The sequence below is a fragment of the Pseudoalteromonas sp. SCSIO 43101 genome, from assembly GCF_023650775.1.
GTDB lineage: Bacteria > Pseudomonadota > Gammaproteobacteria > Enterobacterales > Alteromonadaceae > Pseudoalteromonas > Pseudoalteromonas apostichopi.
Genome location: NZ_CP072673.1, coordinates 1987031 through 1999428 on the forward strand (window position 1 = coordinate 1987031; position 12398 = coordinate 1999428).

General features: G+C 39.4%; 15 protein-coding genes and 2 tRNA genes. 7 read left to right on the top strand and 10 right to left on the bottom strand.

What is annotated here, in order from left to right; genetic code table 11:
* Positions 1 to 123: 123 nt before the first annotated feature.
* The 10 genes from J8Z25_RS09255 to J8Z25_RS09300 form a co-directional block, all read right to left on the bottom strand.
* Positions 124 to 345 carry a DUF2835 domain-containing protein gene (locus tag J8Z25_RS09255; RefSeq protein WP_167657594.1) on the bottom strand — a complete coding sequence of 74 codons (222 nt, stop codon included), beginning with the start codon at positions 343 to 345 and terminating at the stop codon, positions 124 to 126.
* Complete coding sequence (gene pepN / locus J8Z25_RS09260) at positions 345 to 2939, bottom strand: aminopeptidase N (RefSeq protein WP_250660946.1); 2595 nt, start codon at positions 2937 to 2939, stop codon at positions 345 to 347. Before pepN ends, J8Z25_RS09255 begins: the two co-directional genes overlap by 1 nt.
* A 41-nt stretch (positions 2940 to 2980) precedes the next feature.
* Complete coding sequence (gene nhaC, locus J8Z25_RS09265; protein WP_130051394.1) at positions 2981 to 4462, bottom strand: Na+/H+ antiporter NhaC; 1482 nt, start codon at positions 4460 to 4462, stop codon at positions 2981 to 2983.
* A 178-nt stretch (positions 4463 to 4640) separates the two neighbouring features.
* Entirely contained in the window at positions 4641 to 6665 is a 2025-nt protein-coding gene (gene prc / locus J8Z25_RS09270; RefSeq protein ID WP_130051393.1) for a carboxy terminal-processing peptidase, read from the bottom strand.
* A gap of 27 nt (positions 6666 to 6692) precedes the next feature.
* Positions 6693 to 7343 carry an RNA chaperone ProQ gene (gene proQ / locus J8Z25_RS09275; protein WP_130051392.1) on the bottom strand — a complete coding sequence of 217 codons (651 nt, stop codon included), beginning with the start codon at positions 7341 to 7343 and terminating at the stop codon, positions 6693 to 6695.
* Positions 7344 to 7357: 14 nt separating this feature from the next.
* Positions 7358 to 7636 (bottom strand): hypothetical protein, encoded by a 279-nt coding sequence (locus tag J8Z25_RS09280; protein WP_063705577.1) that lies wholly within the window; start codon positions 7634 to 7636, stop codon positions 7358 to 7360.
* On the bottom strand, positions 7633 to 8094 hold the full coding sequence (msrC, locus tag J8Z25_RS09285) for a free L-methionine (R)-S-oxide reductase MsrC (protein ID WP_250660947.1): 462 nt from the start codon (positions 8092 to 8094) through the stop codon (positions 7633 to 7635). The genes J8Z25_RS09280 and msrC overlap by 4 nt, the downstream gene beginning before the upstream one ends.
* Before the next feature lie 125 nt (positions 8095 to 8219).
* Positions 8220 to 8615, bottom strand: coding sequence for a hypothetical protein (locus J8Z25_RS09290; protein ID WP_130051390.1), 396 nt, complete (start codon positions 8613 to 8615; stop codon positions 8220 to 8222).
* A gap of 154 nt (positions 8616 to 8769) precedes the next feature.
* Positions 8770 to 8860, bottom strand: a tRNA-Ser gene (locus tag J8Z25_RS09295).
* Positions 8861 to 8901: 41 nt separating this feature from the next.
* Positions 8902 to 8992, bottom strand: a tRNA-Ser gene (locus J8Z25_RS09300).
* Between the two features lie 258 nt (positions 8993 to 9250).
* Here J8Z25_RS09300 and J8Z25_RS09305 point away from each other — a divergent pair.
* From J8Z25_RS09305 to J8Z25_RS09335, 7 genes are read left to right on the top strand one after another with little or no spacing between them, the layout of a single operon-like run.
* A complete protein-coding gene (locus tag J8Z25_RS09305) occupies positions 9251 to 9916 on the top strand; it encodes a Bax inhibitor-1/YccA family protein (RefSeq protein WP_062564480.1) in 666 nt (221 codons plus the stop codon).
* A gap of 55 nt (positions 9917 to 9971) precedes the next feature.
* A complete protein-coding gene (tusD, locus tag J8Z25_RS09310) occupies positions 9972 to 10325 on the top strand; it encodes a sulfurtransferase complex subunit TusD (protein WP_167657866.1) in 354 nt (117 codons plus the stop codon).
* A complete protein-coding gene (gene tusC, locus J8Z25_RS09315) occupies positions 10322 to 10678 on the top strand; it encodes a sulfurtransferase complex subunit TusC (RefSeq protein WP_167657865.1) in 357 nt (118 codons plus the stop codon). Before tusD ends, tusC begins: the two co-directional genes overlap by 4 nt.
* Positions 10675 to 10941, top strand: coding sequence for a sulfurtransferase complex subunit TusB (gene tusB, locus J8Z25_RS09320; protein ID WP_130051387.1), 267 nt, complete (start codon positions 10675 to 10677; stop codon positions 10939 to 10941). The genes tusC and tusB overlap by 4 nt, the downstream gene beginning before the upstream one ends.
* A gap of 3 nt (positions 10942 to 10944) precedes the next feature.
* Entirely contained in the window at positions 10945 to 11274 is a 330-nt protein-coding gene (locus J8Z25_RS09325) for a TusE/DsrC/DsvC family sulfur relay protein (RefSeq protein ID WP_130051386.1), read from the top strand.
* Positions 11274 to 11921 carry an rRNA large subunit pseudouridine synthase E gene (locus J8Z25_RS09330; protein ID WP_130051385.1) on the top strand — a complete coding sequence of 216 codons (648 nt, stop codon included), beginning with the start codon at positions 11274 to 11276 and terminating at the stop codon, positions 11919 to 11921. Before J8Z25_RS09325 ends, J8Z25_RS09330 begins: the two co-directional genes overlap by 1 nt.
* The gene (locus J8Z25_RS09335; protein ID WP_130051384.1) at positions 11914 to 12348 is read left to right on the top strand and encodes an NUDIX hydrolase; all 435 of its coding nucleotides are present in this window, start codon (positions 11914 to 11916) and stop codon (positions 12346 to 12348) included. The genes J8Z25_RS09330 and J8Z25_RS09335 overlap by 8 nt, the downstream gene beginning before the upstream one ends.
* Positions 12349 to 12398 lie beyond the last annotated feature (50 nt).

Below are 12398 nucleotides of genomic sequence, written 5' to 3' on the forward strand. Positions count from 1 at the left end.
CGTAAATTAACAATAGAACAAATCGAATTAACAAAAATATAATAAATTTAGAAAATAGTAGACAGTGAAAATTAACTTTTTAGTGATTAAAAAGTACAAAATAAAAGCAGCCAAAGCTGCTTTTTAACTAATTTTCTCTAGTTTTAAAAACTGATTTTCAGCGGTTAATGTCAACCTAAAGCGCCCTCTTATACCTAAGGATGAAATAAAAGGGCGTAAATGGTTTGCATCAAAGCGAACAGTCTTGCCACCATCCTCTGTGACTTGCACAGATTTATATTTACCATGATAGTAATCAAGACATTCTGAATAACTCAGATACAAGGCAAAGTAATACTCATTCATTAACTTTCGAGAGCTTTCTCAACTTTTTCAAACAAATCATCACTGAGACCATCTAAATCAGCTAAGCGTTGCAATTGTGCTTTCATTGCCGCTGAACGATTTTCATCATAGCGTTTCCATGACATAAACGGTGTCAGCATGCGCGATGCATTTTGCGGGTTAATATCATTAAGCTTAACCAGTAAATCACCTAGTAATTGATACCCTTTTCCATCTGCACGATGGAACTGAGTGATATTAAAGTGACTAAAGCTACCAACCAAAGCACGCACTCGGTTAGGGTTACCCAAGTCAAAACTAGGATGATCATAGAGTGCTTTAATATCGTTGATACTCGTTGCTGAATCTTTCATTGCTTGTAAGGCAAACCATTTATCCATAACAAGCACATCATGACGCCATTTAGCATCAAACTCATTTAGCAGTGTGTCACACAGTGGATGGTTTGCTTTAACCACAGCACTTAATGCAGCAAGGGCGTTGGTCATATTGCTACTGTTTGCAGATTCTCTAATTAAGCTGCTAACTTCGCTATGATTTGTTTTCGCTAAATAGTATAAACAAAGTTGCTTAAGAGCACGTACGGCAACGGCTGTAGCGGATGTTGAACCATCGTCATCAAGGGCGTTATAACAATTAACCAATGACTCTGTTAGGAAGTTGGCAATTTGCGATTCAAATGCATTTTGCACAGCAATAATGTCATCAACAGGGATGACGGCATATTCTGCAGCAAGAGTATCGTAGCTAGGCAGTTTTAACAGCTCCGCAATTAGTGCGAGGTCACCTTCACGATTATCAACTAGTAGCTTTAATGCCGACAAGATATCATCAGATAAACAAGCTTCACCACTGGCAATCGCCGCTTTCATTTCATTCGTAAATAAACGCTGCTGAGCATCCCAACGTGAAAAGTCACTGCGAGCAAAACGCATAATATGTAACAGATCAGCTGCAGACGTATTTTGATTAACAATGCATGGCGCTGAGAAATCTTCAAGTAGCACTGCTACTGGGCGCTGTGTAATATCTTCAAAAACAAATTTCTGCATTTTTTCAGTAACATTTAATACCGAATCTTGTGGCTGATTATCAATCACAAGAGGTAGCGACTGCCCTTCACTATCTAAAAGCTCAATAGCAAACGGTATGTGTAATAAGGCATTATTAGGCTGATTATCAGGTGCGAATTGTTCAATACTCAATGTAAAAGTCTGATTTTGTTCATTATACACTTGTTCTACATTGAGCTTTGGTGTACCCGCTTGGCTGTACCATCGCTTAAATTGCGTTAAATCAATACCGGATGCATCACTCATTGCAGCCACAAAATCATCACAGGTAACAGCTTGCCCGTCATGGCGCTCGAAATACAATGCCATACCTAGCTGGAACTTCTCTTCTCCCAGTAAGGTGTGCATCATACGGATAACTTCAGCTCCTTTGTCATACACAGTCACAGTATAAAAATTATTCATTTCAATGACTTTCTCAGGTCGAATTGGGTGCGCCATAGGCCCTGCATCTTCACTGAATTGGTGAGTTCGCATAACTTTAACTGCATCAATACGATTAAGTGCACGGGAGCCTAAGTCACTACTAAACTCTTGATCACGGAAAACCGTTAACCCTTCTTTCAACGACAATTGGAACCAGTCTCGGCAAGTGACTCGATTACCTGTCCAGTTATGGAAGTACTCGTGGCCAACTATAGACTCAATCGTATGATAATCTTTGTCGGTGGCCGTTTCTTGATTTGCTAAAACACATTTTGAATTAAAGATATTGAGACCTTTATTTTCCATTGCACCCATGTTGAAGAAATCAACGGCAACAATCATGTAAATGTCTAAATCATATTCAAGGTTAAAGCGCTCTTCGTCCCATTGCATTGACTTCTTTAAAGACGTCATCGCGTGGGGCGTTTTCGATAAGTTGCCTTTATCCACAAACAAGGCTAATTCAACTTTTCTACCAGACTGGGTTGTATAATGGTCACGTAGCACATCAAAATCACCAGCAACAAGTGCAAATAAATAACTTGGCTTTTTAAATGGGTCTTGCCATTTTACAAAGTGACGTCCGTCATCTAAGTTACCTGATTCAATTTGGTTACCATTAGACAGTAAATGAGTGTACTTTTTGTCGGCAATAATTGTCACATCAAAGCTGGCAAGTACATCTGGTCGGTCGAGGTAATAGGTAATCTTTCTAAAACCTTCAGCTTCACATTGCGTACAGTAAGCACCGCCTGACAGGTACAATCCTTCTAATGAGGTGTTTGTTTGCGGGTCAATTTGGTTCTCAATTTTAAGTATAAAATTTTTAGGCAAATTATGAATGATCAGCTTTTCATCTTCGAGCGTGTAATCATTATAAGCTTTGTCATCAACCATCACAGAAATTAGTGTTAAATCAACACCATCTAGAGAAAGATCAGCATTACTTTCGTCAGTACGATTGATTGTCATTGTTGACTGTACTGAGGTTTTTAACGGCGCTAGTTCAAAATGTAAATCGATGTGTTGAATTGAGAATTGTGGGGCTTGGTAATCTTTTAAATATTGAGCTTGAGGTTTACTCGTAGCAGACATAACTGACTCCAAATGGCCCTGCTTAGCAGGGCCTAAATAGTTTATTCAGCGTTAGCTTGTTGTTTAAGGTGTTTTGGGGTAATACGTAAAATTTTAATACCCAAATAGGCATAAACAATCGCTAATAGTGGATTAATTAAATTAAAGAATGCGTACATGGCATAATCAAATGGATTGATTAGTAAAACACTTTGCATATAGGCACCACAGGTGTTCCAAGGAATAAGAGGGCTAGTAATTGTGCCACCATCTTCTAACGTACGAGAGAGATTCACCGGCTTTAAGCCTCGCTTTTCATATTCGTCTTTAAACATACGACCAGGAACAACAATTGCGATGTATTGGTCAGCTGCAACTGCATTAGTACCAATACAAGTTGCAATAGTTGCAGTAATAAGAGAGCCAGTGCTTTTAGCAATTTTTAAGATGCTCTTAACGAACATATCAAGTAATCCGGTTTTTTCCATGATTGCGCCAAACATTAAGGCCGTCATAATTAGCCAAGTGGTTGTCAGCATGCCAGCCATACCTCCACCGCTTAATAATGAGTCCATTTTTTCGTCGCCAGTGTCAATACTGAAACCATCAAAGAAAGTTGTCCAAACTAACTTAAAATAGCCAATCAGATGGCCTTGTGATGCATCAATTTGGCTGTTAATTAAATCTGACTGAAATAACATAGCCCAAATCGCACCTAACACCGCACCAATCGATATTGCAGGGAACGCCGGCATTTTACGAATTGCTAAAAGCAATAAAACAACCAGTGGTACTAGCATTTCAAAACCGATATTAAAGTTTTGCTCTAATAAATTAACGATTTCATCAATACGCCCTGCTTCTGTTGAGCCTCCAGCATTAAAGCCCATAAAGATAAAAATGATTAAGGCAATGATGAAGCTTGGCACTGTTGTCCAAAGCATATGATGGATATGCTCAAATAAATCAGCACCAGCTACAGCAGGTGCTAAGTTAGTTGTTTCAGAAAGTGGGCTTAATTTATCACCAAAGTAGGCACCAGAAATAACCGCACCCGCCGTTACAACTTGTTCAAGGCCTAGGCCTGTTGCAACACCTAATAACGCCACACCAATGGTCGCCGCTGTGGTCCAAGAACTGCCTATACTCATAGCTACAATGCCACAAATTAAGCAGCTAGCCGCATAAAACCAGCTAGGATTGATTATTTGTAGCCCATAGTAAATTAGAGTTGGTACAGTACCCGATAACAACCAAGTACCAATTAAGGCACCCACCATTAGCAGAATGATGATTGCACCGAGTGATAAGGTGATCCCTTCAATCATGGCTTGTTCTAGTTTTTTCCAGGTATAACCATTTTTTAAACCAATTAATGCTGCAGTAAAAGTAGCGAATAATAAAGCGATTTGGTTAGGACCTGATGATGAATTATCACCGAATAAATAAACAGCGGCGCCTAGCAGGCACACGAGCACAGTAATTGGGATCAAGGCATCTAAAAAACTGGCCTGTTTAATTGGCTTCTCTTCAATTGAATTCAAAAGATAGTCTCCTACACGTCTTATGTGGCGTGTTTAATTATTATTGTAAGCTTGACGCAAAACTTCAGTGGCTTTTGGGCAGCCATATCCTGCAATTATAACAACCTGACCTGTTTTAGGTAGCAAAAAAGGCGCCTAAGCGCCTTTTTATTAATCAATATTGCTATTTAATTGCCAATTATTTCTTAGCAATACGACCATATTTAATAAAATCCTGCGTGATTAATGCAGCCTCTTCTAAGAAAGGGTCTAGTTCATCAAGGCTATCAGGTAAATCATCAAGCTTTTCTACTGGCTTTTCACCAAGGCGAACTAATCGTTCATTTGCACGCTCTAAAGCACGCTCTTCACTTTCATCTTTCTCTTTTAAACGCGTCGCTTCAACCAGTGAGATAGTTTTACGGTCTTTCTCTTCTTGGTAGCGCTTAATGTCATCAAACACATAACCAAACTCCGGCTCATCTGCAATTCGCGAATCATGAAGCTTATTAACGTAAGCAATAGCTGGTTTCAAGTTATCGACTGAATTATATTTAGCACGAATGATACTATCCCAAGGTAAGGCATTATCTTGTTGGCTCTCGCCCCACTCCGATGGTTCAATTGCTGATGGGAATGACACATCTGGGATCACACCTTTGTGCTGCGTGCTTCCGCCATTGATACGGTAGAACTTAGCGATTGTATATTGCACGCTACCTAATGGGTGATCGTATAAGTCATAGGCGCGGCCAAGGGGTTTATGCTGCTGTACTGTACCCTTACCAAATGTTTGTTCACCAATCACAATTGCACGCCCATAATCTTGCATTGCTGCTGCAAAAATCTCTGAGGCTGATGCACTGTAACGATCAACTAAAACAGTGAGTGGGCCATCATAAAAAGTAACGCCGTCACGGTCTTTTTGCTCTTCAATACGATTATTTAACGTATGAATTTGCACTACTGGACCTTGATCGATGAATAAGCCAGATAGCTGAGTCGCTTCGTAGAGTGAGCCCCCACCATTTTGACGTAAATCAATGATAATACCGTCTACTTTGGCTTCTTTTAATTTCGCAATTTCAATTTTAACGTCTTGCGATAAATTGTTGTAGAAACCTGGGATTTCAATCACACCAATTTTGCTGGTTAAGTCAGAGTATTTTGCTTCAAATACTTCAGATTTTGCAGCGCGGTCTTCTAAGCGGATCTTATCACGAGTGATTTCAACTACTTTAGGTGTACCGTGAGCATCTGCACCTTTTAGGTATTGCAGGCGAACTTTTGTCCCTTTTGGGCCTTTGATCAGATCAACTACGTCATCTAAACGCCAGCCAATCACATCAACAAACTCTTCACCTTCTTGGGCAACACCAATAATACGGTCATCTGCTTTAATTTGTTCTGACTTATCAGCCGGGCCACCAGGTACTAAGCTACGAATTACTGTATAGTCTTCATCATAGCTAAGCACAGCACCAATGCCTTCTAATTCAAGATCCATGTCCATCTTAAATTGCTCAGCACGGCGAGGTGATAAATAAGAGGTATGCGCTTCAATGCTTCGTGCGAATGAATTCATCACGATTTGAAAAGCATCTTCACTATTAGTTTGCACTAAGCGTTTTTGCGCATTGTGGTAACGTTTGGTCAAGACTTCTTTAATGCCTTGCCAGTCTTTACCCGTCATTTTTAATCGTAAAGCATCGTACTTGACTCGTTGACGCCAAAGTTCATCAAGCTCAGCTTGGCTTGTTGCCCAATTGGCGTCTTCACGGTCGAACAGATACTCATCTTCTTTATCGAACTTCATTTCGTTTTCAAGCAGCGATAAAGAATAATCATAACGTTCAAAACGACGTTTTAAGCTTAAGTTAAAAATATCAAAGGCAAATCCCAATTTACCTGTCGACAATGCATTATCAAACTGATCTTTATACTGCTCAAAAGAAGCAATATCAGACGCTAAAAATACATTTTTGTTGTAGTCGAGAGATTCAATGTATCGATCAAAAACCTTTTCAGATAATTGATCGTTAAATTTAATTGGTTTGTAATGTGCACGAGTAAATAAGTTTGTCACCCGTTTGCTTGCCGTACTATGTTGGCTTTCTTGCTTGAGTACTGGCAGATCTTTTTCAGTCAAATTGTCTGAAGATGCCAATAATGAACCTGAAAACAGGGCAGCGACTAACGGAATGAGCGTAAACTTTTTACTCATACACAACTCCTTTATTTTTTACAGCTATTAAATGATATACAGGCTGTCTGCTTTGGTCTTAACTTGCATCCCTGTTACTAACTCAACGTGAACTTCATCTTTATTCACTTCAGTAATAACTGCGTTTACAAGTGCTTGGCCAAGTTTAACTTTAACTTTGCTATTAACCTTGACCTCAGAGGCAGGTAAAGGTTCAACTTTTCCTGAACGTTTTGCAGGAGCAGCTTTAGCTGGCTTATTACTTACTTTAGCGCCTTTTTCGCCTGATTTAGCGTGGTGGCCAGTATTCTTTTTGTAAGATTTTGTGTCACCGTCTTTACGTGGACGTTGCGGCTTCTTACGCTTCGCCATTTTAGCGCGGCTTTCTTCTAACGCTTTTTGTGCGTGCTCAATGTGCTCTTGTTCAACTTTTTCGTCTTGATTACCATCAAGATCGATACGGAACTCAGACTTTGTCACAGCTTCTAAATAGCGCCAGTTTGAGGTGTACTTTCTTAATGCTTGACGTACCTGAGTTTTACTTACCTTCTCAGAACCTTCAATGCGCTCAGCAATATCTTTAAAGATACCGACTTTAAGCGGCTGAATACCGTCTTTTTGTTTAAAACATTGTGGAAATTCTTGATATAAGAAATCCAGTACTTCATTAATATCTTTTAGCTTGTTTGTGGTTTCCATCTTAGAACCTTTTATTACATCTTTTCATCAAGTGATGAATCGACATAGTGTGTTACCCAGTCGGTCAACTCTTCGAAGTCCGCTTCAATAAGCGCTAAATCACCACGAAGGTGTTCCCAAATACCATTTATAATTTCATCAATTGATTCACAGTCAAGGTCGTCCGGTAGACGATCCCAAGCCATGTGAATCAGGTCGTTGAGCCTTTCAGCAACAACTTCTTCTTCCCCTTCCCAATCACCAACATCAGCAATTGCAAAGAGGTAATCTTGCACATTTAGCAGATCTTTCATTTTAGATTTGCCTCAAAGCACTTTACCAATGCTTCTAAACCAGCTTGATCATCAGAATCGAATCGCGCAATGCTTGGGCTATCGATATCAAGTACAGCAAATACTTTACCGTCTTTGAAAATCGGCACAACTACTTCTGAGTTAGATGCAGCGTCACAGGCAATATGGCCAGCAAATGCATGCACGTCTTCAATGAGTTGTGTTTGTTGTGTTTGCGCGGCAGTTCCACATACCCCTTTACCTACTGGAATACGGATACATGCAGGATTACCTTGAAACGGCCCTAGCACTAATTCTTCAGGTGAATCCATCAAATAAAAGCCCGCCCAATTTACGTCCTCTAGTGAGGTAAATAACAGCGCACTAATATTTGCCATGTTGGCAATGATATTTGATTCACCAGTGATTAGCGATTCAGTTTGTTTAACTAATGACTGGTAAAAATCTTGCTTTTGCATACCAAACTACTTCTTATTAAACATACAGTAGCTAAAGGTACTCTTTGTAGACGACAAATGAAACCTTTTGAGGGCAAAAAAAAACATTTTGCCCTCAATTTCATTCAGCTTGATTAATTATTCTGCTATTGATGAGAAGATTGTGCTGTAAGGCCCTGTCTTAAACCAAATAAAAACAGCCCTGCTGCAAGGGCAGACATGACAGCATTGACTACAAATGCCATACCTGTTGTAGCACTCAATAAGTAACTAAAGATAGCTCCACCTAGTAAACCCAGTGTCAGCACACCTGAATAATTTACTTTCGCATACTTATACATAAGCAGGTAGCCAGGTACCACAAATGCAGCCATAGTTAAGCCTACAATGTGTGCATTGGCTATTGCACTGACAAGTAAGTTAAAGAAAATACTAAAGCCATTTCCTTCAAGTGAAAACGCATAATAAAGGCCTAAGATACAACCAACGATCACAGGCGATAATAAAGAAAGTCCTACACTCTTTGCTAAACGATGTTTCATAAATTCCCTAATGCCACAAAGATAATACGAGAAGTATTAAGCATGGACTAACTAGGGAAAATGCGAAATATCGACAATAGTCGTAATTTGCTTGGCAAAGAAATAAAGCGGCAGAAACAAAAAAGCCGCTGAATAAATTCAGCGGCTTCAATGATGGTGGAGAGATAGGGATTTGAACCCTAGAGGGGCTACAAACCCCTGCCGGTTTTCAAGACCGGTGCATTCGACCACTCTGCCATCTCTCCGAATGCGAAAACCTACCCGCTTACGCAAGTAGTAAAAATAATGGTGGAGAGATAGGGATTTGAACCCTAGAGGGGCTACAAACCCCTGCCGGTTTTCAAGACCGGTGCATTCGACCACTCTGCCATCTCTCCGACGGCGTGCATAATAGATAAGGAAGCCGGGTTTGTGAAGCTTTTTTTTCAAAAAACTGTTTAAGTGATTAAAAAAAAACTAAATCGTTCAGCATTAACACAATCAAACTCAAAATATAATCGATTTGAACTTTTCTATTATTTATCTTGTCTATTGATCCACAATAGTTTGCCCAAATATATAACTCTTGATAGGCTTAGTTCAGTTTAATAATTGGAACTAACGAACGTATAAGTTCATTTAAAGGAGCTCTAACAATGGCGTTTAATCAATCGTACAATACTGCTAGACCAGTAATGTCGACTATTGAAACCAATAAAGTTTTGAAGAATACCTATTTCTTACTAGCTATGACACTGGCATTTAGCGCAGTAACAGCGGGTATTTCAATGGCAATGAATCTACCTTATTTTATGGGGTTAGTATTTAGCTTGATTGCATTTGGTGTACTTTTTGTTGTCAACAAAAAGGCAGACAGTGCATCAGGTGTTGCCTGGGTATTCGTTTTCACAGGTTTGATGGGCGCAGGACTTGGTCCAATGCTTAACTACTACGCTGCAATGCCAAATGGCCCTATGCTTATTATGCAAGCCCTAGGTTCGACAGCCTTAATCTTCTTCGGCTTATCAGCTTACGCTCTAACCACTAAAAAAGATTTCTCATTTATGGGTGGTTTTTTAACAGTGGGCTTAATTGTGGTAATTATCGCAAGCTTAGTAAATTTATTTATTGGTAGCTCTATTACCTTTATGGTAATTAACGCTGCAGTTGTATTGATTATGTCTGGTTTAATATTATTTGACACTAGCCGCATTATCAATGGCGGTGAGACAAATTACATCCGCGCAACAGTTGCTTTATATCTGAACGTGTATAATTTATTTACGTCACTTCTACACCTACTTGGTGCAAGTGATGACTAATTAAATAGTTCTGCTAAAATAGCCCCTTTCTAGGGGCTTTTTTATTGGATGCGTTTTGGCACAATTTGTACTTTCTCTTCATACCGCGCCGACCGATCATGACACGACACAACGGCTAATTAAATTTGCGCAAGCTTGTCTTGATTCTGGTCACTCAATTACAGCTATCTTTCTTTATCAAGCAGGTGTTTTCCACGCCAGTAATCATTTAGAACTTGCCAGTGATGAGTTACCAATTAATCGTTTATGGCAAGAATTAAACTCGCAAGATGTTCCTCTGCTTCTTTGTGTTACTGCTGCAGAAAAACGAGGGTTAGATATTGATAACACAGGCGTGTTTACAGTTGCAGGCTTAGCTGAGTTTGCAATGTTAGTAAGTGAAGCTGATAAATGGGTGCAGTTTAAATGAAAAACATTCTTGTGATCAGTCAACACAGTCCATTTGATGATCAACATATTCGTGAATCACTCGACACTACACTGATTTTTGCTGCTATCGAACAAAACATTAGTTGGCTTCTTAGTGGTGAGGCAGTATTAGCTCTGAAAAAAAATCAACAGCCAGAGCAACTTGGCATTAAAAACTATTTTAAAACCATTAAAACCCTTGAGTTATACGATGTTGAAAACATTTATGTCTGTGAAAAGTCGTTAATGGACTTTAACCTTTCAGAAGATAGTCTGATTATCGATGTTAAAGTAGCTAACTTTGAGCAACAGCGAGACTTAATTACAGAGCAGCATCAGGTGGTGACGTTATGAGTACATTGCATATTTTTTCGAAACCCTTATCCCACTATTGCAATAATATGTTGGCTAATCTAATTACTGCACAGGATAAGGTACTACTAGTCAGTGATGCTTGTTATAACAATATGCAATTTAAGCAGTTCTCATCCTGTCTATATTTACTTGAAGAAGATACTACAGCTCGCGATATTTCACTCAATAAAGAGGATATCGTAATAGACTACACACAGTTTGTAGAAATGACTTTAAATGCACAGAACACAATTACTTGGTAAACCATGCTTGAATTTAATAACAAACAAATAGAAACAGACAAACAAGGTTATTTACTTGATTCAAATGATTGGTGTGAAGATCTAGCGCCTATCATTGCTGAACAAGAGAACATTACTTTAAGTGAACAGCACTGGGAAGTTGTGCACTTTGTGCGTGATTTTTATCTTGAATACAACACCAGCCCAGCTATTCGTATGTTGGTCAAAGCTATGGCTCAAAAGCTTGGTGAAGAAAAAGGTAATAGCATGTACTTGTACAAACTTTTCCCTAAAGGTCCTGCTAAGCAAGCAACTAAAATTGCAGGTTTACCTAAACCAGCTAGGTGCATTTAATGGTAAACAAACCTAAAAGTAAACCACGTCGCAGTAGTGGCCGAACATACTCAAGGCCGATACAAAAACGTGAAGTAAAAAAAGCAATTAGCCCAGAGAAACGTAAAGTCGTACTGTTTAACAAACCATTTGATGTGCTTTGCCAGTTTACTGATGATCAAAACCGCAAAACGCTTGCCGACTTTATTACTATTAAAGACGTTTATGCAGCAGGACGCCTAGACAGAGATAGTGAAGGGCTGTTGCTACTTACAAACTGCGGTAAATTACAACACACTCTCACTGAACCCAATAAAAAAACAGCAAAAACGTATTGGGTGCAAGTAGAAGGTGATGTTACTGATGAGGCTATCTTTGCGCTTAACAAAGGCGTAGAGCTTAAAGATGGCATGACCAAGCCTGCCAAGGTTAGGCGAATTAATGAACCCGCAATTTGGCCACGTACCCCGCCCGTTCGCGAACGAAAGAATATTCCAACTAGCTGGTTAGAAATATCCATCACTGAAGGAAGAAACCGCCAAGTTCGCCGTATGACAGCCCATGTTGGTTTCCCTACTTTGCGATTAATTAGATATAGCATTGGTAACTATACTCTTGATGGTTTGGACAGTGGCCAGTTTAAAGTCGTGAACAATCCCGATGCATAAACCTAATGTCACAGTTGCTGCAATCGTCAGGTGTCAAGACAAGTATTTACTTGTTAAAGAGCGCGATAAGCACACAGGTGAAATTTGTTATAACCAACCAGCAGGTCATTTAGAAGCCAATGAAACCTTAGCAGAAGCAGCTCATCGCGAACTTATTGAAGAAACTGGCATTAGCCTTAATGCCAATCACCTTGTTGGCATTTATAATTTGCATGCCGCGAATGGCGTTCACTATATGCGTTTTAGTTTTGCTTTTAATTGCCCTACACTAATAGCACCCTCCCCCCAGGATGATGATATTCTCAGCGCAGATTGGTTTAGTTTTGAACAAATTAAAAGCCTACCACTGAGAAGCCCCCTCGTTTTAAAATGCATTGAAGATCATTTAGCTGGTAAAGCCTATCCACTTAGTTTGATTTACCAATAACGGCTGTGATTTTGGCTGGTTTGGGTATATAATATCGGCCTTTCCATAGC